Source organism: Enterobacter cloacae complex sp. ECL414 (assembly GCF_021869685.1).
Classification (GTDB): domain Bacteria; phylum Pseudomonadota; class Gammaproteobacteria; order Enterobacterales; family Enterobacteriaceae; genus Enterobacter; species Enterobacter kobei.
In genome coordinates, this window is sequence record NZ_CP091481.1 from 2,001,143 (window position 1) to 2,022,829 (window position 21,687).

A 21,687-nucleotide genomic window follows, 5' to 3' on the forward strand; every position below is an offset into this window, starting at 1 on the left:
TTTAAAAGGCAACGGAGTGATGACGATGGGTAACGTGACCAAAGATGAAGCGCTGTACCAGGAGATGTGCCGGGTGGTCGGTAAGGTGGTGCTTGAGATGCGTGATTTAGGGCAGGAGCCGAAGCATATTGTCATTGCGGGTGTGCTGCGCACGGCGCTGGCGAACCAGCGCATCAAGCGCAGCGAATTGACAACCGAAGCGATGGAGACGGTGGTTAAAGCGCTGGCCGGGTGATGCGCCCGCGTTTCGCGCGTTTCTCAGATCCCGCATATCAACAGTCGTTATTGTTATTTCCCCTCCATTGTTAATGGGTGTTTTACTGAACGCAGGTGAAGCAAGAGGGGCAAGACGATGAAAAAATGGATCAGCACGTTACGGCGGTTTTTTGCCACCCGACCTGTGAATGCGGAGAACAGCGCGCAACGTGTTCTTGAGTCAATACTGCCTGCCGCCAGCCTGTACGGCGTGGACGTTGCTAACATAGACCCGGAGTGGTTCCATGATAAAACGTCACGCTGAACTGCGCCGCACGCGCGAAATGTACTGGAATGAGCTGTGCGTTACGGGTGTAAAGCCACAATGAGGAGAAAAGTACGCGGTGAATCATTCGGTTAATTAACCCGTTGTTTGTTACCTATAGGTCCTTTCATTAATGGAGATAATGATGAAACGGACCACGTTAACCACGGCTCTTTCAGCCCCTGCGCTACTTCTCGCCATGCATGCGGCACACGCTGCGCCACAGGCTCATGTTGTCTGCGGCTACTCCCATACCCTTGGCGATGATGCCATTATGATGTTTGGCAGGCCCAACGAGGCCATGCTGCATGACTTCTTCGGCAACACGCACACCGATGCCAGCTCGACCAGGGAAACCCTGCGCACGCTGGAAGAAACAACCTGCGATAACAAAGCGGATAGCTCGGCATACTGGGCACCTTCGCTGCGGCTGCCTGATGGCACTATCGTAAAACCCGCGTATCAAAAAACCTATTATCAGGCCTCGAATGTGGAGACCTGGCCGCTGCAGCCTTTCCCGGCGGGGCTGTCACTGCTGGCGGGGGATCACCATGGTTCAGAGCCTAATCCGCATATCACGTTCTTATGTGCTAACGGCAAAGGTTACACGACAAAAACAGGCGAAGTGTGCGGGCTACGCAAGGCGGGAGACGCCGTGCAGTTTAATATCGGTATTCAGTTTCCCAACTGCTGGGATGGCGTGAACCTCAAGCCCGCTCACGGCGTTGCTAATGCGACATACGATACGAAAGGGCAATGCCCTACCGCGTTTCCGGTGAAAATTCCCACCGTGAACATGAACATCGCGTATGTGCTTCCGACAATTTCATCCCTTGATACCAGCAAAGCACAGCTTTCTCTTGACCCCATTATGCATGGTAACGAACGCGAAGAACGCTGGGGAAGTCTCTACACTGCGCATGCTGATTTCATGAATGGCTGGACGGAAGAGGGGGCGCGCTTTATGACCGAACTGTGTATGAATCGCGGGCTGGACTGTGGCACGACCGTGCCATATGCCTATTCAAAAGCGCAGGCAAACGTCTGGCTAAGCAGCCTTGAGCCGGGGCTCTCCCAGCCTCAGCCGCAGGCTTTGCTGGTGCAGGATAACTGGCAGAACGGAGGCCGAACGCAAAACAGTGAAACCCTCTCACTGGTGAAGTTTACGATCCCGACGCTGCCAGCGGGACAGGATCCTTCTCTGTTTAAATATCGCGTTCGCATATACGGCGGTAAGGTAGAAACTGACGGCGCCGATCAGATCTTCTTCTATCCGGCCAGCAACGACTGGGATCCTGCGACGGTGAGCTGGGCTGACCGCCCGGCCTGCAGCTATCGATCCGATGCTGTGCTGTATCTCAACCACTCGCGCGAGTACAGAATGGTGGATGTCGACAAAGCCGTGCGCAAGGCGCTGGCGGAAGGGAAAACCGAAATCTCGTGGTATATCGGCGGCGACCGCCAGGGAAACCATTACCAGTTTGAACCGGCTTCGTCGGCGCAAAGCCTTGTACTGATGCTGACGGGGTTTAAAAAGACGCCTGAACTGTAGCTCTCCGTTGAGTGCCAAAAAAAGCACCGGCTGACCGGTGCTTTTTATCAGATCTTGCAGGCATCACCGCAGTCGTCGTCGGCGACAATCGCCTGGGCTTTTTTGTCCGCGTCATCCAGACGTTCCGCGTTGCGTTCTTCCGCTTCATCCAGTCCGTTAAAAACCAGGTTATCGAGATCAATTTCCATGTTGCACCTGCTATGTTCAGTTATTGATACGGGCACAGTATAGGGCAAAAAAAGCCAGCAATGTACCACGCAGCACATAAGGATAATCCCTGCCATACTCAGTGCTTTATCACTGAGGAGCGCTCATGATTACACTCTGTAAAACCTGCGGTACCTCCTACGATGCACAGCCGGAAAGATGCCCGATTTGCGAGGATGAACGTCAGTATGTCCCGGCCAGCGGCCAGGCGTGGATCGAGTATGAGACGGTAACGGCCACGCACGCGAATAAATGGCAGCAGCTGGAGCCGCAGTTGTACAGCATCAAAACGGTACCGTCTTTTGCGATTAACCAGCGCGCGTTGCTGCTGCGTACCCCACACGGCAATATTTTGTGGGACTGCATCGCCAACCTTGACCCGGCCACCCACGCTATCATCACCGCGCTCGGCGGCCTCCGCGCCATTGCGATTTCCCATCCGCACTATTACACCACCATGCAGGAGTGGGCCGCGGCGTTTGATGCGCCGGTCTATCTGCACGCCAGCGATCGCGAGTGGGTGATGCGCGCCAGTCCGGCGATTGTTTACTGGGAGGGCGATGCGCTGGAGATCGTGCCATCGGTTACTTTGCTGCGTCTCGGCGGCCATTTCGCAGGCGGCACTGTGCTGCACTGGCAGGAAGGCGAGGGCGTTTTGCTGGCGGGGGATATTCTGCAGGTCACCCCCGGGAAGGATGCGGTGTCGTTTATGTGGAGCTACCCGAATATGCTTCCGTTGCCTGCCCGCAAGGTTGAGGAGGTCACCCGGCGCCTGGTGGGCAAATCTTTCGCCCGTCTTTACGGCGCGTTCGAAGGGCAGAACATTCCGGCGAATGCCGACGCTATCGTACAGCGGTCGGGCCAGAAATATATTGCTTGTCTGAAGTGAAGCGCGATGGGTAAACTTTACGAGTGTGATCGCGATCATACCTAAACTAAAACAGATAAAAGAGAAATTGCTATGCAACATATCATTGAAGGTTTTCTCAGCTTTCAAAAAGAGATTTTCCCGCAACGTAAAGAGCTCTTTCGCAGTTTAGCGTCCAGCCAGAATCCCAAAGCGCTGTTCATCTCATGCTCCGACAGCCGTCTGGTCCCGGAACTGGTTACTCAGCAAGAGCCGGGACAACTCTTTGTCATTCGTAATGCTGGTAATATTGTGCCGCCGTTCGGGCCTGAGCCTGGCGGTGTCTCCGCCACTATCGAATACGCGGTTGTGGCGCTGGGCGTGACGGATATCGTCATCTGCGGCCACTCTAACTGTGGCGCGATGAAGGCGATTGCCGATAACGCGAACCTGGAGCCGATGCCTGCTGTTTCACATTGGCTGCGCTATTCCGATGCGGCCAAAGCCGTGGTTGAGAAGAAAACCTGGGATAAGCCGCTCGATAAAGTGAATGCGATGGTGCAGGAGAACGTGTTTGCGCAACTGAGCAACATTAAGACTCACCCGTCCGTCGCGGTGGGGCTGCGTAACAACTCCCTTCGCCTGCACGGCTGGGTCTATGACATTGAAAGCGGCGAAATTCGTGCCCTGGATAAAGCGACGAAAACCTTTGTCTCGCTGTCTGAAAACCCGGACGTCTTCTTCGAGTAATATCGCGTTGCAGGGCATGGAAGCCCTGTCAGTTCTCTACGTACGGTAATCGACGCCGTAAACCTGTGGCCGGTTTTTCAGCCGCCCTGGCCATCGCCTCTGCAATCTCTGCGCACTCCGCCAGCCCCTGAACAAAGGGATGATCGTGCATCAGCCACGGTATCGCGCCAAACGCGATGCGCCCGCGAACCGTTTCAGGTGCATTTAGCGTGTAATCTTCACCGACATCGGGTATCTCATCGCCGGTCGTTTCCAGCGCTCTGCGCAGTGAGGGGAAAGGCAGATCTTTGGTTTTGAGCGGCTTTTGCCCGCGTGCATCGATGAAAACGTCAAAGCGGTAAACGGTCTCTTTTGTGGACACCACCGTGCGGTCGCTGCCAACATCCAGCGTATAGTCGTCGCCCAGGGCCGCCACGCTGATGATGCCAGCCTCGCGAAGCGCAAGCAGTCTGCGGATAGACTGCGGAGGGATCGCCGCATAGTTGTCGATAAACACGCGGGCCAGCCCGTTTTTGAAGCGCTCTCTGTCCTGATCGCTAAGATGGGGAACAATCTCCTGAACGACCTCATGCAGCCGAAGGACGGTATAGCGCCAGGCGACGGTGCGCCGTTCGCGTTTGTTCCGTTCAACTTCATTGAGGTTCTCTTCCGCCCAGCTAAACGGACCGTGCTGTTGACGATCCTCAAACCAGGCGTCACGCAGGCTGTCGGCGTTGTGGCGTTGCAGAGAAATTTTCTCGCACCATGCCGGGTCGGCACGTTGAAGCTCTTTCACCATCAGGGCAAAAATGCGGTCAAGCAGGCCATCCGATCCTTTGGCTATCTCGCCTTCAACCACGGATGCGGTTAAAACGGACAGCGGTTCGTAAGGGATAGGGCAGTAAAAATCGGCTTCCGGCAGAATGCCTGTCCGCGACATCAGCGTAATGTTTAACGCTTCACTGCCTTTATCCAGGATGAATTTACCGTCACGAAACTCACCGTGCTGCATCACCACCGCCATCGCCGCATCCAGACCGCTTAACGATGTTCCCATAATGCCAACGCGGCAAGGGGGAATGCGGGCGTCCATCAGACCGGACCACGGGCTTGGGAAGAATGTGCGCGTGGCTTCGTCCTCGTCTGGCCAGACGTGACCGGTGGCGATAACCGCAAGGTCAAAGCGTTCAGGAAAGATGTTGCCATTGACGGAAAGCGTGACGCCGGTTGAGGAGGGAATGACGTCGGTAACGGCGGCGGATTCATGGATGTTAACCTCGAACCCCTGCTTTTTAGCTTCTTTGACGATGGTTCGAAAGCTGTCGCGAAAATATTCACCCAGCAGGATCCGGGGCAGGAACTGCCGATCGTGGAGCGTGGTTTTATCTACCTTAAAACGCGCCAGGTGCGCTTCGCTCTGTCCCTTCAGCCAGTCGAGGTAGGTCATAAAAATGGGCGGGATTTCAATGCTCGCAATGTTCGCCAGCATCAGGCGAGAATTATCGTCGTCGTTATAAGGCATGCCCACGCCAGCGTCATCGGCCTGTTCAAAGACAGAAACTGAGAGCGGGGTGCTGTTTTTAAGCAGATGATAAAAGGTGTAAATCCCTGTGGGGCCGGAGCCGATAATGGCGATACTCTTCATCAACGCGCTTCCTGTATTTTTTCCATAAGAAAAGCGTAGCAGGAGAATAATGATGAAAATAAGGGATTAAGAAAAATCAGGGTATCTGAAGAGAATTTGCACCATTTCAGGACTGAAATGGTGCGTCCGAGTGGACTCGAACCACCGACCCCCACCATGTCAAGGTGGTGCTCTAACCAACTGAGCTACGGACGCAGAATGGTGCGTTCAATTGGACTCGAACCAACGACCCCCACCATGTCAAGGTGGTGCTCTAACCAACTGAGCTATGAACGCAACGTGTTGTCGGTGACAACGGGGACGAATATTAGCGGCACAGCACCAAGGTGGCAAGAGGGAAAATGCATTTTTCTCTCTGATTTCACGCGATTGCTTCATTACCGCGCAAAGTGAAGAGAAAGTAGCCGCCAGCAGGCGGCTACTGCGTATTTAACGCGCAGCGCGTTGCAAAATTACGGTTGATGGCTGGCGCTGCAGGAAGCGCATGCGCATCATCATCATGATCGCGGCTGACGTCAGACCAATGATAAAGCCCATCCAGAACCCGGCGGGTCCCATGCGGTCAACCACCAGATCGGTCAGGGCCAGGATGTAGCCGCACGGCAGTCCCAGTACCCAGTAGGCGATGAAGGTGATAAAGAAGATGGAGCGCGTATCTTTGTATCCGCGAAGCACGCCGCTGCCAATCACCTGGATAGAGTCTGAAATCTGGTACACCGCGGCGAGCAGCATCAGATGCGAGGCAAGTGCCACCACTTCCGGGTTGTCGTTATAGAGCAGGGCAATTTGCTCGCGTAATGCAACGGTAAAGAGCGCCGTACAGACCGCCATGCAGACACCGACGCCTAGCCCGGTCCGTGCGGCCGTTTGCGCATCCAGCGTCGAGCCCTGGCCCAGACGGAAGCCGACGCGAATCGTCACCGCCGCCGCCAGCGACATCGGCAGAACGAACATCAGGGAGCTGAAGTTGAGCGCAATCTGGTGCCCGGCCACGTTAACGATCCCCAGGGGGGAGACCAGCAGGGCGACGACGGCAAAGAGCGTCACTTCAAAAAACAGGGCCAGCGCAATCGGCAAGCCTAACTGCATCAGGCGCGTCATGATGCTCCAGTCCGGCGTACTGAATCTTATCTCATTACGAATATCGCGCATAGAGCGGGCGTGTTTCACAAAGGTAAGCATACAGAAGAACATCACCCAATAAACCGCGGCGGTTGCCACGCCGCAGCCGACGCCGCCCAGCTCTGGCATCCCGAAATGACCGTAAATAAAGATATAGTTCACCGGAATATTCACCAGCAGGCCGATAAAGCCCATCACCATCCCGGGCTTGGTTTTCGCCAGGCCTTCGCACTGGTTACGCGCCACCTGGAAGAAGAGGTAGCCCGGTGCCCCCCAGAGCAGGGCACGCAGATAGCCCACGGCTTTGTCAGCCAGTGCCGGGTCAATGTTATCCATCGCGCGAATGATATGACCGGCGTTCCAGAGCACGACCATAATCAGCACGGAGACAAATCCGGCCAGCCAGAACCCCTGGCGGACCTGATGGGCAATGCGTTCGCGACGTCCCGAACCATTAAGTTGAGCAATAACCGGCGTCAGCGCGAGCAGCAGACCATGGCCGAACAGGATGGCCGGAAGCCAGATTGATGTACCGATGGCGACGGCCGCCATATCAGTGGCGCTATAGCCACCTGCCATGACGGTATCCACAAATCCCATTGCGGTCTGGGCCACTTGCGCGATGATCACTGGTATCGCCAGTGCCAATAACTGCCGCGCTTCATTCATGTACTTCTGCACGTGAACACCTTTATTTTGTAGTTATAAGAGAGACTAAAAAAGCCGCCGTAACGGGCAGCAAGAAGAAAATGCGGGGGGTGCCAGCTATTGTAGCGGGCTTTAGCTATTTATCTAGTGAAAAAATCGCCAGAAAATGCGCTCCGCTGGCAACCTCTTTTTCCAACTGTTATTGTGGTGGGATTAAACGGTGTAACCACCGTCCGGAGAAAACAGGAGTTGTAAGCATGTTTACTGGTATTGTGCAGGGCACTGCCAAAGTGGTGTCCATTGATGAAAAACCTAATTTTCGTACGCATGTTGTAGAGCTGCCGGAATATATGCTTGATGGCATCGAAACCGGCGCCTCGATTGCCCATAACGGCTGCTGTCTGACCGTCACCGAAATTAATGGCAACAAGATCAGCTTTGATTTAATGAAAGAGACCCTGCGTATTACTAATCTGGGCGAGCTGGCTGTAGGTGATACCGTCAACGTTGAGCGTGCGGCGAAGTTCAGTGATGAGATTGGCGGCCATCTGATGTCGGGGCACATCATGACCACGGCTGAAGTGGCGAAAATCGTGACATCGGAAAATAACCGTCAAATCTGGTTCAAAATGCAGGATCCGTCATTAATGAAATACATCCTCTATAAAGGATTTATTGGCATTGATGGGATTAGCCTGACGGTTGGAGAAGTGACGGCAACGCGTTTTTGCGTGCATTTAATTCCTGAAACGCTGCAACGCACCACGCTGGGTTCGAAAAAACTCGGGCATCGCGTGAATATCGAAATCGATCCGCAAACCCAGGCGGTAGTGGATACGGTTGAGCGCGTGCTGGCGGCAAAAGAAGCGGCAATAATAACGAGCACAGAAGACGAATAAAAAATAACCCCGGGTAACCGGGGTTATTTTTTTTAGCGGGCGACCCGCAAGCCGTGCTCAATCCCTCGGCTGAAAACAACCTGCCAGAGCTGAATATCCCGCGCGCGAAACGCCCCCGCGCAGGCATTCAGATAATAGCTAAACATCCGCTTGAATCGTTCAGAGTAGTTGTCCGCAATCTCCGGCCAGGCTTCCTGAAAACGTGCATGCCATGCCATCAATGTGGTGTCGTAATCCGCGCCAAAGTTATGCCAGTCTTCCATCACGAAATGGGACTCGCTGGCGTTGGCAATCTGGCGCACGGACGGTAAACAGCCATTCGGGAAGATGTATTTGTTGATCCACGGGTCGACGTTGTTGTCGGTGCGCTTAGACCCGATGGTGTGCAGCAGGAAAATGCCGTCTGGTTTCAAATTGCGATCCACAACCTCAAAATAGGTGTCGTAGTTTTTCGGGCCAACATGTTCGAACATACCCACGGAGACAATACGATCAAACTGTTCGTTCAGGTCACGGTAATCCTGCAGCCGGATGTCAACATCAAGACCCTGGCAGCGTTCTCGCGCCAGCTTTTGCTGTTCTGCTGAAATCGTGACGCCGACGACGCTGACGCCGTAGTGCTTCGCCATAAAATACGCCAGCCCACCCCAGCCGCAGCCGATATCCAGCACACGCATTCCGGGCTCAAGCTGCAGTTTCTCGCTAATCAGACGCAGCTTGGCCTGTTGCGCCTCTTCAAGCGTCGATGCCTCTTTCCAGTAGGCGCAGGAATATTGCATGAAGGGGTCCAGCATACGGCTGAACAGGTCGTTGCCAAGGTCGTAGTGCTCTTTGCCGACGATCCAGGCGCGTTTTTTACTTTGCAGGTTAAACAGGCGGGCTGAGGCGACGCGCAGGGTGTCTTTCAGATGGCGAGGGAGTTGATTTTCCAGACCAGCACGCAAAACGCGGGTGAAAAATATATCCAGCCGTTCGCATTCCCACCAGCCATCCATATAACTTTCTCCCAGGCCTAACGATCCCTCTCGTAACACGCGTTTAAAAAAGTCGGGATGTTTAACCTGAGGATCGGATGGCGATGATCCATTAATCGTGATGCCTGCTCGACCTAACAGTTCACTGACGATCCGGGACCAGTTATCGTCCGGAACGCTGACTTCTTCTATACACGATGAACTCATAGCTTCTCCATCACCCTACTGTGATCAGAACCTTCAAACAGCGTAGACGCTTTTTTTGGTTTGTGAGAAATCTCACGGTATATACCGCGAGGCTAGTATCCGACGTAGAACAGAGGAAGGGAGATAACCCTTGCCGAAATGCCTTCCATGGTAAAACGGGAGCACTCCGGCTCCCGTTAACACTTAATATTTATCGTATTTAATCGAACCAAATTTAGTATAGGCCGCAAAATTTGGTGATTCAATAGAAAATTGTTAGCAACCTAATCACCGAAAAGTTACATAATTTTTGCAGTAATTACGCATGTGACGTTTCTGCCTGCGCGCGGTTATCCTGCGCACGCTGCGCGGTTGCCTGCATACGATAGCCCATGCCGGCCAGCGCAACGGTAACCAGCATCACGCTGGTGGTGGTCAGGAGCGGCGTGGCAATCAGCGCCGAGACCACCAGACTGGCCAGGAAGCACAGCCCTAGTTGCAGCGTATTCTGAAGTGCGGCCGCACGGCCTGTCGCCTGCGGGAAGGGACGAAGCGCCTGCGCCACAACGATAGGGTATATCGCGCCGTTCGCGATGGCCATTACGCAGAATGGAATCAAAATTTCAGCCAGACCGACGCCGGGAATAAAGCCGACGGCCCAGGTCCCGATAACGCTCAACGCATACAGCACCAGCAACCACGGCAGCATCTGCTGGCCTTCCCATTTTTGCAGCGCCGCGCGACAGCCGTACCCGCCAACCAGGAACGCGATGGTCTGCGGAACATAGCTCAGACCGATGGCCGCCGGGCTATAGCCCATATCGTGCAGAATAAAGGGTGAACCGGTCAGCCATGCGAAGAAGCTCGCCGAGCAGGCAGCATAAATCAGCACATTACCGCGATACGCTTTGGCGCTCAGCAGGGAGGCAAAGGTAATTGGGCTGGCGTCGGCATGCGCCTCTTTTTTATGCGCGGGCTTGAGGGCGAACGCCGGCAGCATCAGGATCAGCGTGATGGCAAACAGCGTGGCAAAGATGGCCTGCCAGTCGAAATGCGCGAGGATCCAGCTACCCAGCAGCGGGGCGAGGGCAGGGGAAAGCCCCACCAGCGGCATAATGGTCGCGAAAATTCGGTTTGTACGGTTCGCCGGATAGTAGTCGGTGACCAGCGCCTGCCAGGTGACGGCTGCGGCGCAGACGCCGACTGCCTGAATAAACCGCAATACCAGCAGCCAGGTGGCGTCGCGAACCCATAGCATCCCCAGACAGCCCACGGCAAAAATGGCCAGACCGAGCAACAATACCGGCTTGCGGCCAAAGCGATCCGAGAGCGGTCCCCACAGCAGCTGCGCGAAGGCAAAACCGGCGAGGAACAAACTCAGGCTGGCGCTGATCGCGGCGGCAGGGGTTTGCAGATCTTCCTGCATGGCGGCGAAAGCCGGCAGGTACATATCGGTGGCTAAAAAGCCCAGCACGCTTAAGCCGCCGAGCCAGACTAAAAAACCTTTCCTGGGTTGCATTATTTTCTTCTCCTGAGGAGGCAGGTGTACATTGGCGCAGAGTGTAGGGAGTGCAAAGCGGCTTGTGAAACGCTAATATTTGGCGGGTGCATTCAAATTTTTTGCAGGCAGAAAATGTGGTCAGATTATTCTCTTGAAGTGGTCGATGCTGTCGCGCGTAACGGCAGCTTTAGCGGTGCAGCGCAGGAGCTGCACCGCGTCCCGTCGGCAATCAGCTATACGGTGCGTCAGCTAGAAGAGTGGCTGGCCGTTCAGCTGTTTGAACGGCGACATCGTGATGTGGAATTAACGCCTGCCGGGGCGTGGTTTTTGAAAGAAGGGCGTTCTGTTATCAAAAAAATGCAGATCACCCGCGAACAGTGTCAGCAGATCGCTAACGGCTGGCGGGGGCATCTTTCCATCGCGGTCGATAATATCGTGAAGCCGGAGCGCACCCGGCAAATGATCGTCGATTTCTATCGTCATTTTTCTGACGTTGAGTTGCGTGTTTCGCAGGAAGTGTTCAACGGCGTGTGGGACGCGCTGTCGGACGGCAGGGTAGAAATGGCGATTGGGGCGACGCAGGCGATTCCGGTTGGGGGACGCTACGCCTTTCGCGATATGGGGATGCTGAGCTGGAAATGCGTAGTGGCACGCGATCATCCCCTGGCGGCCATGGAGGGGCCGTTAAGCGACGATACCCTGCGTAACTGGCCGTCGCTGGTGCTGGAGGACACCTCCCGCTCGCTGCCCAAGCGTATCACCTGGCTGCTGGATAACCAGCGTCGCGTGGTCGCCCCGGACTGGGACTCGTCGGCGACCTGCCTCAGTGCAGGGCTGTGCGTCGCGATGGTGCCCGTTCATTTTGCGCGCCCGCGAATCGACACCGGCGAGTGGGTTGAACTGACGCTGGAGAATCCGTTCCCGGATGCGGCTTGCTGCCTGACCTGGCAACAAAATGATGTTTCACCTGCTATGGCCTGGCTGCTGGATTATCTGGGGGACAGCGAAACGCTTAACCGGGAATGGTTACGGGAGCCAGTGTGACTGGCTCCGTGAAGCGATTAACGACGGTAGTCGCGGAACGGACCATCCGCAACGGAACGGCGTTCGATGAGGCGCGGGTGGACTTCAATGGACTGCGACTCTTCACGTTTGTTGACGATCCTGTCGAGCAGCATGTTGAAGGCCGTTTCACCCAGCGAATCTTTCGGCTGGTGGATGGTGGTCAGCGCAGGGGTAAAGAAGCGCGCGTTGCGCACGTTGTCATAGCCGATCACGGAAATGTCCTGCGGGACGCGCAGACCCAGCTCATCGGCCGCACAGAGCGCGCCCATCGCCATGATGTCGCCCCCGCAGAAAACGGCGGTAGGACGATGTTGCTGGGAGACAATCTGCTGCATCGCGCGGTAGCCTGATTCCGGCTCAAAGTCACCCTGTACGATCCAGTTTTCTGGCACGGTGATCAGCGCTTCTTCCATCGCTTTCATAAAGCCAGCCAGACGACCTGCGCCGGTGTTACGCTCAAGCGGACCCGGGATCACGCCAATCTCACGATGACCGCGTTCGATCAAATAACGGCCCGCCATATAGCCGCCTTCAAAAGCGTTGTCGATAACGGAATCCGTGAAATCCGCACGGGCTTCACCCCAGTCCATCACCACCATCGGGATATGCCGATACTCTTCAAGCATCGACAGTACGGATTCCGGGTACTCGGAACACATCACCAGCAGGCCATCCACGCGCTTCTGCGCCATCATGGAGAGATAGGCTCGCTGTTTTTCAATGCTATTCCACGCGTTGCCCAGAATCAGGGTATAGCCTTTCTGGAAGCAGTTTTTCTCTACCGCTTCAATGATCTCAGCAAAATAGGCCGCTTCGCTGCTGGTCGCCAGCAGACCAATCGATTTGGTGTGATTCACCTTGAGGCTGCGCGCAACCGCACTTGGCGAGTAGTGCAGCTCTTTGATCGCTGCCCAGACGGCGTTGCGCGTCTCTTCCGCCACAAAGCGGGTTTTGTTAATTACATGTGATACGGTTGTAGTGGAAACGTTTGCGCGTTTTGCTACGTCTTTAATTGTTGCCATTAAATGTCACTCCAGACCATATCCTAAACTCCTGAAATACTTGAAGGTAAACGTTTGCCTTCTCTCACCCTTATCACGCAATTTTAGATTGCGGTACGCCAGGAAAACGACACGGGACGTCAGGAGGGGGTCAATGGCCGGTACGCTAATAAATTTAGCGTGGAATTTTGTCCTATCTTGATGAAAAGGGGAAGAGGTAAAGTGGTTATCAGCTTAAATCCGGGAAGATTTTTGACGTAAACTGTGCAAAAATGAGCAAGCTCACTTTTCGTGGGGGGATTAAAAGGAGAAAAATTGATGAGTTCCGATCTGAAGTTTTCGCTGTTCACCACCATCGTTGTGCTGGCGCTGATTGTGGCGGCTGGCCTGACGGCTGCGCTGCACTGATTTACGCGGAGGGAGAATCTTCTCCCTCCCGGTTTACCGGATTGTTACTTCTCAGGCAAAAATCTTTTGCCATTTTGTTAACTTCTCATTTTTTGTGATTGATGTCATGCTTTCCGCTTCTTTTTTCTGTGTCACGACATGACACGGCATCCGGAGTTGACGCATGAAAATCAATTTTCCCCTGCTGGCCCTGGCGATTGGCGCTTTTGGGATTGGCACCACCGAATTCTCCCCGATGGGGTTACTGCCTGTTATCGCCCGGGGCGTGGATGTCTCGATCCCTGCGGCCGGGATGTTAATCAGCGCTTATGCCATCGGCGTGATGGTGGGGGCGCCGCTGATGACGCTACTGCTTTCACACCGCGCGCGCCGTAATGCGCTGATTTTCCTGATGGCGATTTTCACCCTGGGCAACGTGCTCTCTGCCATTTCACCTGACTACACCACCCTGATGCTGTCGCGCATTTTGACCAGCCTGAACCATGGCGCGTTCTTTGGGCTGGGCTCGGTCGTGGCCGCAAGCGTGGTGCCGGTACATAAGCAGGCAAGCGCCGTGGCGACCATGTTTATGGGGCTGACGATTGCCAACATTGGCGGCGTACCGGCTGCGACCTGGCTGGGTGAAGCGATCGGCTGGCGTATGTCATTCCTGGCAACCGCCGGGCTGGGCGTGGTGGCGATGGTGGCCTTGTTCTTCTCCCTGCCGAAAGGCAGCGCGGGTGAACGTCCGGACGTGCGCAAAGAGCTGTCGGTACTGGTGCGCCCGCAGGTGCTTTCTGCACTGCTGACCACCGTGCTGGGGGCCGGGGCGATGTTTACGCTCTATACCTACATTTCACCGGTGCTGCACGATATCACCCATGCAACCCCGATCTTTATTACCGCGATGCTGGTATTGATTGGCGTAGGGTTCTCAATGGGTAACTACCTTGGCGGGAAATTTGCTGACCGTTCAGTGACCGGAACGTTGAAAGGCTTTTTAACCTTGCTGATTGCCATCATGATCGCGATTCCGTGGCTGGCGCGTAACGAGTTTGGCGCGGCCATCGCGATGGTTGTCTGGGGCGCGGCCACCTTCGCCGTGGTGCCGCCGCTGCAGATGCGCGTGATGCGTGTCGCCCACGAGGCGCCGGGACTCTCTTCTTCGGTGAATATCGGTGCGTTTAACCTGGGGAACGCCCTGGGTGCTGCGGCGGGCGGCGCCGTCATTTCTGGCGGTCTGGGATACAGCTTTGTGCCGGTGATGGGGGCGATTATTGCCGCTCTCGGCCTGCTGCTGGTGATGATGTCCGGCCGAAAACAGCCAGAAGCCGTTTGCACGGCGGAATAATAAAAATAACGCAGAAGGGGGACCCCTTCTGCGTCTCTCTTACGCGGCGAAGTTCTTCGCGACGAAGTCCCAGTTGACCAGTGCCCAGAAGTGCTCCAGGTAGTTCGGGCGCGCGTTACGGTAATCAATGTAGTAAGCGTGCTCCCACACGTCCACGGTCATCAGCGGCGTAGCGCTGGTGGTCAGCGGGGTGCCTGCATTAGAGGTGGACACGATTGCCAGTTTGCCATCCGCTTCTTTTACCAGCCACGTCCAGCCAGAGCCGAAGTTCTTGATGGCGGCATCCGTAAACTTCGCTTTGAAATCGGCGAAGCTGCCAAAGGCGGCGTTAATCGCGGAAGCCAGTTCACCGGCAGGTTCACCACCGGCATTGGGTGCCAGGCAGTGCCAGTAGAAGGTGTGGTTCCACACCTGAGCCGCGTTGTTAAATACGCCACCCTCTGAGCTACGGACGATCTCTTCCAGCGTTTTGCCTTCGAAATCGGTGCCTTTGATCAGATTGTTCAGGTTGGTGACATACGTCTGGTGATGTTTGCCGTAATGATATTCCAGGGTTTCCGCAGAAATGTGCGGTGCCAGGGCGTCTTTTGCATACGGTAGTGCAGGTAATTCGAACGACATTGCTTCTCTCCTTATTGTATTTAGCGTTGCCAATAACCACACAGACAACAAGGACAGGATAGCAAATTGAAAGGGTATGCAAAAGAGGAACTTACCCTACCACGGATGCGGCAGGGCAGGGGTTAGCGAATAGTTTTCGGCGTCATCACGCGACGTGCGCCGACGTAGTGACGTACCCAGTAGTCTTCACTCAGGGAGGTGATCTGAATATCCTGGCCGCTGCGCGGTGACTGGATAAATTTCCCGTTGCCGACATAGACACCCACATGGTCAGCCGTGCCGCGGCCTTGCGTGCGGAAGAAGACCAGATCGCCGTTTTCCAGCTCACCACGGCTCACCGGAGAGGCGTCGCGCAGGTGGTACATCTCATTAGCGGTACGCGGAATGCGGAACTTAACCAGATCTTTATAGGCGTAATAGACCAGGCCGCTACAGTCGAAGCCGGTTCGTGGCGAACTGCCACCCCAGCGATAAGGTTTGCCAATTTGCCCCATCAGTTTATTCATCGCGGTTTTTTGCGCTTTCTGTACACGGACTTTATGTACTTCCGCGATTTTCGTGACTTTGGTGCATTTCGCTTTGTGGCCTTTACGCGTAATGCATTTTTCAGTGACGAGGTTAGCAGCGGTCAGCGAAGTTTTACTTTTGGTGGTGTGGGCAGTGCGGGAAGATTTTGTTTTGGTCTTGCTGGAAGCGGTTTGTGTCGTCTTGGTGGTCGTCTTTTTCTTTTCGTTCTTTGTGGTGGTTTTTTTCTTACGTTCTGTGGCTTTCACCAGATGGCTTTTTTGTACAGCAGAATGCCGCGCCTGCTGAGAGGCGTTTGCCACTGGCGTGAGAGTGAGTGATGTAAACAGTAAAGCACAGAGCGTGATCGAGATTTTTGTTATCCGCGCCACTGGGCAGTCCCCTGATAAATGCAGGTCATCAATAATACCCGCGAGTGATTTACAAAGCCCGTCGATTCTAATCCATAAAAACCCGAGAAGTTAATAGCATTTTTCAATCTAAAAACCTGTTTCGTTAGCAAGTGCAAAAAAATTCATCGTTCTGTCGCACAATTGTTCACTCCCTAAGCAAAACCCTGACTGCCGCAGGGTTAAACACCATTTGCAATGCAACTTTTGTAGAGTCGCGGTAAAATGTATAAACGTGACGAAAATGTTATTTTCCGATGCCAGCCTGACCCGCTACAATGTCAGACTATTGCCGTAACAGAAGTTAAAGGAAGCAAGACATGAGCACCACTATTGAAAAAATCCAGCGCCAGATCGCTGAAAACCCGATTCTGCTGTATATGAAAGGTTCTCCGAAGCTGCCAAGCTGCGGCTTCTCCGCGCAAGCGGTTCAGGCGCTCTCAGCCTGTGGTGAGCGTTTTGCTTACGTTGATATCCTGCAGAACCCGGACATCCGTGCTGAGCTGCCAAAATACGCTAACTGGCCAACCTTCCCGCAGCTGTGGGTAGACGGTGAGCTGGTAGGCGGCTGCGATATCCTGATTGAAATGTATCAGCGCGGTGAACTGCAGCAGCTGATCAAAGAGACCGCGGCGAAGTACAAAACCGAAGAGCCGGACGCAGAGTAAGTTTGCTGCGCAAATAAAAAAGCGACCTGTTAAGGTCGCTTTTTTTATTCTTCGCTGTCACCTGTCGGCAGCGGCCAGCCGCCCAGACGCTTCCAGCGGTTGACGATCTCACAGAACAGCTCTGCGGTGCGCTCCGTGTCATACAGAGCCGAGTGCGCCTGTGTGCCGTCAAATTCAATACCCGCCGTAATACAGGCTTTTGATAATACCGTTTGCCCCAGCGCCAGACCGCTCAGTGCTGCCGTGTCGAAGGTCACAAACGGGTGGAAAGGGTTGCGTTTGAGCGAGGCGCGCTCCGCTGCGGCCATGGTAAAGGTGTGATCGAAGGTGGCGTTATGCGCCACCATGATGGCGCGGCTGCAGTTACTCTCTTTCATGCCTTTACGCACCATTTTAAAAATGGCGTGCAGCGCATCATATTCGCTTACCGCACCGCGCAGTGGGTTATGCGGATCGATACCGTTAAAGGCCAGCGCTTCTGGCTGTAAGTTTGCCCCTTCGAAAGGTTCAACGTGGAAATGCAGCGTGGTGTCTGGTGTAAGCCAGCCCTGTTCATCCATCTTCAGCGTGATGGCGGCAATTTCGAGCAGCGCATCGGTTTTAGCGTTAAATCCGGCTGTTTCTACATCAATGACAACGGGATAAAAACCACGAAAACGGTCGCACAGACCGCTAAATTGAGCGTTATCGGACATCAGGGTCTCTTACAAGGGGAAAAAGCAGAGCGCATTATGGCAAATTTTGCGGGGTGATGCAGTAAAACTACGGGCGCATATTGCGCCCTGAGGGATCAGTTGCCCAGACCACGACCGGCATCTTTGGCTTCAATCAGCTCGATTTTGTAACCGTCCGGATCTTCCACAAATGCAATCACAGTGGTGCCGCCTTTAACCGGACCCGCTTCACGGGTGACGTTACCGCCGTTGCTGCGGATGCGTTCGCACGCTTCGGCTGCGTTGTCCACTTCCAGCGCGATATGGCCGTAGGCGTTGCCCAGGTCATAGCTGTCCACGCCCCAGTTATAGGTCAGCTCAATCACCGCTTCATCCGTTTCCGGGCCGTAACCCACGAACGCCAGCGAGTATTTGTATTCCGGGTTTTCGCTGGTGCGCAGCAGTTTCATGCCCAGTACGTTAGTGTAGAAATCAATAGAACGTTGCAGATCGCCAACGCGCAGCATGGTGTGAAGTAGGCGCATAATTTCCTCATTAACCAATGGATTTGAATATTTTTTTGAACAGAAACGATGTTTTAGTATAGCGGCGAAGTGTCGCCGCTATCAATGAACAATGGCGAGATTAGAGAGAAGGGTAGTCGGTGTAACCTTCAGCGCCGCCGCCGTAGAAGCTTTCAGGACGCTGCGGGTTCAGAGCGGCTTTCTGTTGCAGGCGGGCGACCAGGTCCGGGTTGGCGATATAGTCGCGGCCAAACGCAACGGCATCGATCAGCCCTTTGCCGATCAGGTCTTCCGCTTTCTCAGGCGTATAGGCACCCGCACCGATGATCACCCCGTGGAAGCGCTCACGCACTTTCTGACGGAAGGCTTCCGTATAAGGTTTACCGCCGGCCCAGTCTGGCTCAGACATGTGCAGATAGGCGATACCGCGTTTTGCCAGCTCTTCAATCAGATAGAGCGCATCCGCTTCTTCGTTCGGGCCGTTGTCGACGTTCTGGAAAGAACCGATCGGGGAGACGCGAATGCCGATACGATCCGGGCTCCACTCCTGGCATACGGCATCAACCACTTCCAGCACCAGACGGGCGCGGTTCTCGACGCTGCCGCCATACTGGTCGGTACGCTGGTTAGATGACGGTGACAGGAACTGGTGCAGCAGGTAACCGTGCGCGGAGTGCAGCTCAATCAAATCAAAACCTGCTTCACGGGCGTTGGCCACGGCCTGACGGAAATCGTTCACGATACCCGGGATCTCATCCAGCTCCAGGGCGCGCGGCGTTGAGGTATCGACGCGGATCGCGTTACCGTTTTCATCACGCAGTGAGGTGCGGGTGTTAGCATTCAGGGCAGAGGCTGAAACCGGTGCCTGGCCGCCAGGCTGAATGCTGCTGTGGGAGATACGCCCGGTGTGCCACAGCTGGACGGCAATGCGTCCCTCTTCAGCATGCACGCCCGCGGTAATTTTCTGCCATGCGGCGATCTGTTCCGGGCTGTGCAGCCCCGGCGCACCCGCATAACCTTTGGCCTGAGCAGAAATCTGCGTAGCTTCGGTGATGATCAGGCCGGAACTGGCGCGCTGACGATAGTATTCACCCATCAGTGGGGTGGGGATGTCACCCGGCTCAATGCTGCGCAGACGGGTAAGCGGAGCCATGAACACGCGGTTTGGCGCGGTAACGGCACCCACTTTTAAGGGGGTAAATAATTTTTCAGCTGACATAAAGACTCCTGAGTAGACCAGTCGACTAGTAATAAGATAAATAAAAACGCCTGTTAAATGCCAGGCGCAGTAATTGTGTTTTTCACATGTGCCAGCGCGCTTTCCAGCGGCACGGCACTGCGCGAAATCTTGGCCTGCAGGTTAGCGCCTAACCATAGCGCGTATAACACCTGCGCCTGAGTCAGAGGCTCACCCGAAAAGGCCAGCGTTTTTTCATTGCGGCCTTTTTCCAGCGCCTGGGCCAGCAGGGCGATAACACCGCTGGCACCTTTATCCATCGCCGTGCGCATATCTTCGGAGAGATCGCACACTTCGGCAGACAGTTTTACCGTCAGGCATCCGCTGATAATGCCCTGCTGACAGAACTGATTCAGCGTTTCCTGATAGTAGTTAAGAACACGATCCCGATAGTTACCTTCACCCGTGGCGAAGTGGGTCGCGAGACGCTGATGGTAGCCCGCATAGTGCCGCTCCAGCATCGCCACGCCAAACGCCTCTTTGGACCGGAAGTAGTGATAAAACGACCCCTTCGGTACCTCAGCGGTTTTTAATAGCTCGCTTAACCCCATGCCGGTGAAACCGCGATGCATGCAAAGCCGCTCGCCAGTCGCCAGTAGATGTTCGCGGGTATCGTGTTCAGTATTTCTGCTCATGGCCTCACTCTAATAGACCGTTCGGTCTAATGCAAGCCTGTTTACTGCCGACACCCATTCAGAATATCCAGCTGCTGTTGATAAACCTTTGATTTAATGTCCATCATACCCAGCACCGTTGAGAATAAATTGTCCTGCGAAACCGCATTTTTTGCCGCATAGTCGCGTAAGCACTGCGCGTTGATGCCAAAGTTTTTTGCATAATCCGGCGATAGCCAGAACATAAACGGGATGTGCGTTTGTTGCTCGGGTGCCAGCATGTATGGCGTACCGTGCAGGTAAATACCGCTTTCACCCAGCGATTCACCGTGGTCTGACAAATAAATCAGGGCGGTGTTCATGTTCGCCTGACGGGCTTTCAGTGCGTCAATGGTTTTGCTGACCATGCTGTCGGTGTACAGGATGGTGTTGTCATAGGTGTTCATCAGCGCCTGATGATCGCAATCCTGAATTTCGTTCGTGTCGCAGGTTGGGGTGAATTTACGGAAATTGTCCGGGTAACGGCGATAGTACGCCGGACCGTGGCTGCCCATCAGGTGGATAACCAGCACCGTATCTTGCTTCACGCCATCCAGCACGTTGTCCAGACGGTAGAAGTTCACATCGTCAATACAGGATTTGTCTTTGCAGAACTGATCCAGATTCCACTGCGTCATGTCGGTATGAGGCACGCGATCGCAGGCGCCTTTACAGCCGCCGTCGTTATCGCGCCACAGCAGGTTGACGCCCGCGTGCCTGAGCACGTCAAGCAGCCCTTCCTGATGCCGAGCCAGGTCGGCATCGTATTTGCTGCGCGTCATGCCGGAGAACATGCAGGGAACGGAAACCGCGGTTTCGGTGCCACATGAAGAGGCCTGCGGGAAGTTAATCACGTCCTGCTTTTTCAGCTCGGGGTTGGTTTCGCGCCCGTAACCGTTCAGGGAGTAGTTTGCCGCGCGAGAGGCTTCGCCGACGACAAGCACCAGAACGGTTTTCTTTTGCTGACCCGCAATCAGCGAGCCTTTATGCGCATCTTCGCCAATGCGCACCAGCGTTTGATCGCCGGCAAACCAGCGCATTTTGCTGTACTTCACCACGGCGCTGACATAGTTCGCCGGGGTAACCATTTTGACGATGCTTTTGTTATTGCGGAACAGCGACGCGTAATCTTTATAAAACAGTGCGGCAATCAGGATGATCACCAGCAGAGCGCCCAGCATCGCGGCTACGCGCGTCAGCAGCGCGTACCACCATTTTCCGGTACGAATTCGGGTGAGAGCCAGCACCACGGAGGGCACGAGGCCAGCAACAACAATCCACAGAATCATCTGCGGGGTCACCAGGGCGGTGGCTTCCTGAGAGTTGGTTTCGAACACGTTGACGATCATGTTCTGATCGATGACCGCGCCGTAGGTATACATAAAATAGGTTGCCGCAGCGCAACCGACAGTTAAAACGATCAGCAGCGGCTTACGGATGTACGGGATATTGAGCAGGCTAAAAACAATTACCCAGCCACAAAACAGCACCACCGGCACGGACGCGGCAAAGAGAATGTCGTGCAGATGAGAAGGGGCAATAATGGCCCAGCTGCGCTGGATAAACAGCCCGTTCAGCAGGGTAAAAAAGAGTGCACAGCCCAGAGTAAATTTAATATCGTTACATTGTAACTTTTTGATTAACTGCATCGATCGAAAAACCTGTTCTTATGATGATGGGCTGAGTATAGAGAGGGAAGATTAGTGAAACCTTAATGCCACAAAACTGTGGTAAAGCCCTTGCACCTGACGCGTTTAGCGTCTTCACTGTAGATGAGAGTGGT

At 54.6% G+C, this 21,687-nt stretch carries 23 protein-coding genes and 2 tRNA genes; 10 read left to right on the forward strand and 15 right to left on the reverse strand.

Going from position 1 to position 21,687, the window contains the following annotated elements:
• The first annotated feature begins 25 nt into the window (after positions 1–25).
• The 3 genes from fumD (at position 26) to L3068_RS09435 (ending at position 2,072) form a co-directional block, all read left to right on the forward strand.
• Positions 26–235 (forward strand): fumarate hydratase FumD, encoded by a 210-nt coding sequence (gene fumD / locus L3068_RS09425; protein WP_014883541.1) that lies wholly within the window; start codon positions 26–28, stop codon positions 233–235.
• A gap of 117 nt (positions 236–352) precedes the next feature.
• Positions 353–520 carry a hypothetical protein gene (locus L3068_RS09430; RefSeq protein WP_014883542.1) on the forward strand — a complete coding sequence of 56 codons (168 nt, stop codon included), beginning with the start codon at positions 353–355 and terminating at the stop codon, positions 518–520.
• A gap of 145 nt (positions 521–665) precedes the next feature.
• Positions 666–2,072 carry a DUF1996 domain-containing protein gene (locus L3068_RS09435; RefSeq protein WP_117581522.1) on the forward strand — a complete coding sequence of 469 codons (1,407 nt, stop codon included), beginning with the start codon at positions 666–668 and terminating at the stop codon, positions 2,070–2,072.
• Positions 2,073–2,119: 47 nt separating this feature from the next.
• Here L3068_RS09435 and L3068_RS09440 read toward each other — a convergent pair whose 3' ends face one another.
• The gene (locus tag L3068_RS09440; protein ID WP_003857665.1) at positions 2,120–2,260 is read right to left on the reverse strand and encodes a hypothetical protein; all 141 of its coding nucleotides are present in this window, start codon (positions 2,258–2,260) and stop codon (positions 2,120–2,122) included.
• A 125-nt stretch (positions 2,261–2,385) separates the two neighbouring features.
• On the opposite strand from L3068_RS09440, the gene L3068_RS09445 reads away from it, so the two are divergent.
• Positions 2,386–3,168 (forward strand): MBL fold metallo-hydrolase, encoded by a 783-nt coding sequence (locus L3068_RS09445; protein ID WP_045269476.1) that lies wholly within the window; start codon positions 2,386–2,388, stop codon positions 3,166–3,168.
• A gap of 72 nt (positions 3,169–3,240) precedes the next feature.
• Positions 3,241–3,876, forward strand: coding sequence for a carbonic anhydrase (locus L3068_RS09450; protein WP_014883545.1), 636 nt, complete (start codon positions 3,241–3,243; stop codon positions 3,874–3,876).
• A gap of 28 nt (positions 3,877–3,904) precedes the next feature.
• Here the strand turns inward: L3068_RS09450 and L3068_RS09455 are convergent, their stop codons facing one another.
• The 4 genes from L3068_RS09455 to mdtK all read right to left on the reverse strand — a co-directional run bounded on the left by L3068_RS09455 (position 3,905) and on the right by mdtK (position 7,303).
• A complete protein-coding gene (locus L3068_RS09455; RefSeq protein WP_023332806.1) occupies positions 3,905–5,500 on the reverse strand; it encodes an FAD-NAD(P)-binding protein in 1,596 nt (531 codons plus the stop codon).
• A gap of 118 nt (positions 5,501–5,618) precedes the next feature.
• A tRNA-Val gene (locus L3068_RS09460) sits at positions 5,619–5,695 on the reverse strand.
• A 4-nt stretch (positions 5,696–5,699) separates the two neighbouring features.
• A tRNA-Val gene (locus L3068_RS09465) sits at positions 5,700–5,776 on the reverse strand.
• A 153-nt stretch (positions 5,777–5,929) separates the two neighbouring features.
• A complete protein-coding gene (gene mdtK, locus L3068_RS09470; protein WP_117581520.1) occupies positions 5,930–7,303 on the reverse strand; it encodes an MdtK family multidrug efflux MATE transporter in 1,374 nt (457 codons plus the stop codon).
• A 224-nt stretch (positions 7,304–7,527) separates the two neighbouring features.
• Between mdtK and L3068_RS09475 the strand changes: the two genes are divergently transcribed.
• Entirely contained in the window at positions 7,528–8,169 is a 642-nt protein-coding gene (locus L3068_RS09475) for a riboflavin synthase (RefSeq protein ID WP_014883548.1), read from the forward strand.
• Positions 8,170–8,201: 32 nt separating this feature from the next.
• Here the strand turns inward: L3068_RS09475 and cfa are convergent, their stop codons facing one another.
• The gene (gene cfa / locus L3068_RS09480; protein WP_032636821.1) at positions 8,202–9,350 is read right to left on the reverse strand and encodes a cyclopropane fatty acyl phospholipid synthase; all 1,149 of its coding nucleotides are present in this window, start codon (positions 9,348–9,350) and stop codon (positions 8,202–8,204) included.
• Between the two features lie 298 nt (positions 9,351–9,648).
• Entirely contained in the window at positions 9,649–10,848 is a 1,200-nt protein-coding gene (gene punC, locus L3068_RS09485; protein ID WP_117581518.1) for a purine nucleoside transporter PunC, read from the reverse strand.
• Between the two features lie 114 nt (positions 10,849–10,962).
• Here punC and punR point away from each other — a divergent pair, with 114 nt between their 5' ends.
• Positions 10,963–11,874 carry a DNA-binding transcriptional activator PunR gene (punR, locus tag L3068_RS09490; RefSeq protein ID WP_117581516.1) on the forward strand — a complete coding sequence of 304 codons (912 nt, stop codon included), beginning with the start codon at positions 10,963–10,965 and terminating at the stop codon, positions 11,872–11,874.
• Between the two features lie 17 nt (positions 11,875–11,891).
• Here the strand turns inward: punR and purR are convergent, their stop codons facing one another.
• A complete protein-coding gene (gene purR, locus L3068_RS09495) occupies positions 11,892–12,917 on the reverse strand; it encodes an HTH-type transcriptional repressor PurR (RefSeq protein ID WP_014883552.1) in 1,026 nt (341 codons plus the stop codon).
• A gap of 297 nt (positions 12,918–13,214) precedes the next feature.
• Here purR and cydH point away from each other — a divergent pair, with 297 nt between their 5' ends.
• Positions 13,215–13,304, forward strand: a complete 90-nt coding sequence (cydH, locus tag L3068_RS09500; RefSeq protein ID WP_014883553.1) for a cytochrome bd-I oxidase subunit CydH — start codon at positions 13,215–13,217, stop codon at positions 13,302–13,304.
• Between the two features lie 163 nt (positions 13,305–13,467).
• A complete protein-coding gene (locus L3068_RS09505; protein WP_117581514.1) occupies positions 13,468–14,634 on the forward strand; it encodes an MFS transporter in 1,167 nt (388 codons plus the stop codon).
• A gap of 39 nt (positions 14,635–14,673) precedes the next feature.
• On the opposite strand, the gene sodB is transcribed toward L3068_RS09505, so the two are convergent.
• Positions 14,674–15,255, reverse strand: a complete 582-nt coding sequence (gene sodB, locus L3068_RS09510; RefSeq protein ID WP_032636815.1) for a superoxide dismutase [Fe] — start codon at positions 15,253–15,255, stop codon at positions 14,674–14,676.
• Positions 15,256–15,377: 122 nt separating this feature from the next.
• A complete protein-coding gene (locus L3068_RS09515; protein ID WP_014883556.1) occupies positions 15,378–16,151 on the reverse strand; it encodes a C40 family peptidase in 774 nt (257 codons plus the stop codon).
• Positions 16,152–16,489: 338 nt separating this feature from the next.
• Between L3068_RS09515 and grxD the strand changes: the two genes are divergently transcribed.
• On the forward strand, positions 16,490–16,837 hold the full coding sequence (gene grxD / locus L3068_RS09520) for a monothiol glutaredoxin 4 (RefSeq protein WP_003832760.1): 348 nt from the start codon (positions 16,490–16,492) through the stop codon (positions 16,835–16,837).
• 44 nt (positions 16,838–16,881) lie between these two features.
• Here grxD and rnt read toward each other — a convergent pair whose 3' ends face one another.
• From rnt to eptA, 5 genes are all read right to left on the reverse strand, one after another.
• The gene (gene rnt, locus L3068_RS09525; protein WP_023332811.1) at positions 16,882–17,532 is read right to left on the reverse strand and encodes a ribonuclease T; all 651 of its coding nucleotides are present in this window, start codon (positions 17,530–17,532) and stop codon (positions 16,882–16,884) included.
• A 95-nt stretch (positions 17,533–17,627) separates the two neighbouring features.
• Positions 17,628–18,035, reverse strand: a complete 408-nt coding sequence (gene gloA, locus L3068_RS09530; protein ID WP_014883558.1) for a lactoylglutathione lyase — start codon at positions 18,033–18,035, stop codon at positions 17,628–17,630.
• Positions 18,036–18,135: 100 nt separating this feature from the next.
• A complete protein-coding gene (locus tag L3068_RS09535; protein WP_014883559.1) occupies positions 18,136–19,233 on the reverse strand; it encodes an alkene reductase in 1,098 nt (365 codons plus the stop codon).
• A gap of 53 nt (positions 19,234–19,286) precedes the next feature.
• Positions 19,287–19,886: a TetR/AcrR family transcriptional regulator gene (locus L3068_RS09540; RefSeq protein ID WP_014883560.1), complete on the reverse strand. Its 600-nt coding sequence runs from the start codon at positions 19,884–19,886 to the stop codon at positions 19,287–19,289.
• Between the two features lie 41 nt (positions 19,887–19,927).
• On the reverse strand, positions 19,928–21,553 hold the full coding sequence (eptA, locus tag L3068_RS09545) for a phosphoethanolamine transferase EptA (protein ID WP_023332812.1): 1,626 nt from the start codon (positions 21,551–21,553) through the stop codon (positions 19,928–19,930).
• Between the last annotated feature and the right edge of the window lie 134 nt (positions 21,554–21,687).

What these genes read in the sequence shown, in the direction of transcription:
- L3068_RS09505 (WP_117581514.1), top strand. Translation starts at nt 13,468, where the DNA reads ATGAAAATCAATTTTCCCCTGCTGGCCCTGGCGATTGGCGCTTTTGGG.
- purR (WP_014883552.1), bottom strand. Translation starts at nt 12,917, where the DNA reads ATGGCAACAATTAAAGACGTAGCAAAACGCGCAAACGTTTCCACTACA.
- L3068_RS09540 (WP_014883560.1), bottom strand. Translation starts at nt 19,886, where the DNA reads ATGAGCAGAAATACTGAACACGATACCCGCGAACATCTACTGGCGACT.
- L3068_RS09440 (WP_003857665.1), bottom strand. Translation starts at nt 2,260, where the DNA reads ATGGAAATTGATCTCGATAACCTGGTTTTTAACGGACTGGATGAAGCG.
- L3068_RS09430 (WP_014883542.1), top strand. Translation starts at nt 353, where the DNA reads ATGAAAAAATGGATCAGCACGTTACGGCGGTTTTTTGCCACCCGACCT.
- rnt (WP_023332811.1), bottom strand. Translation starts at nt 17,532, where the DNA reads ATGTCCGATAACGCTCAATTTAGCGGTCTGTGCGACCGTTTTCGTGGT.
- fumD (WP_014883541.1), top strand. Translation starts at nt 26, where the DNA reads ATGGGTAACGTGACCAAAGATGAAGCGCTGTACCAGGAGATGTGCCGG.
- punC (WP_117581518.1), bottom strand. Translation starts at nt 10,848, where the DNA reads ATGCAACCCAGGAAAGGTTTTTTAGTCTGGCTCGGCGGCTTAAGCGTG.
- L3068_RS09445 (WP_045269476.1), top strand. Translation starts at nt 2,386, where the DNA reads ATGATTACACTCTGTAAAACCTGCGGTACCTCCTACGATGCACAGCCG.
- L3068_RS09455 (WP_023332806.1), bottom strand. Translation starts at nt 5,500, where the DNA reads ATGAAGAGTATCGCCATTATCGGCTCCGGCCCCACAGGGATTTACACC.
- L3068_RS09450 (WP_014883545.1), top strand. Translation starts at nt 3,241, where the DNA reads ATGCAACATATCATTGAAGGTTTTCTCAGCTTTCAAAAAGAGATTTTC.
- L3068_RS09435 (WP_117581522.1), top strand. Translation starts at nt 666, where the DNA reads ATGAAACGGACCACGTTAACCACGGCTCTTTCAGCCCCTGCGCTACTT.
- cfa (WP_032636821.1), bottom strand. Translation starts at nt 9,350, where the DNA reads ATGAGTTCATCGTGTATAGAAGAAGTCAGCGTTCCGGACGATAACTGG.
- sodB (WP_032636815.1), bottom strand. Translation starts at nt 15,255, where the DNA reads ATGTCGTTCGAATTACCTGCACTACCGTATGCAAAAGACGCCCTGGCA.
- L3068_RS09535 (WP_014883559.1), bottom strand. Translation starts at nt 19,233, where the DNA reads ATGTCAGCTGAAAAATTATTTACCCCCTTAAAAGTGGGTGCCGTTACC.
- punR (WP_117581516.1), top strand. Translation starts at nt 10,963, where the DNA reads ATGTGGTCAGATTATTCTCTTGAAGTGGTCGATGCTGTCGCGCGTAAC.
- eptA (WP_023332812.1), bottom strand. Translation starts at nt 21,553, where the DNA reads ATGCAGTTAATCAAAAAGTTACAATGTAACGATATTAAATTTACTCTG.
- gloA (WP_014883558.1), bottom strand. Translation starts at nt 18,035, where the DNA reads ATGCGCCTACTTCACACCATGCTGCGCGTTGGCGATCTGCAACGTTCT.
- L3068_RS09475 (WP_014883548.1), top strand. Translation starts at nt 7,528, where the DNA reads ATGTTTACTGGTATTGTGCAGGGCACTGCCAAAGTGGTGTCCATTGAT.
- cydH (WP_014883553.1), top strand. Translation starts at nt 13,215, where the DNA reads ATGAGTTCCGATCTGAAGTTTTCGCTGTTCACCACCATCGTTGTGCTG.
- grxD (WP_003832760.1), top strand. Translation starts at nt 16,490, where the DNA reads ATGAGCACCACTATTGAAAAAATCCAGCGCCAGATCGCTGAAAACCCG.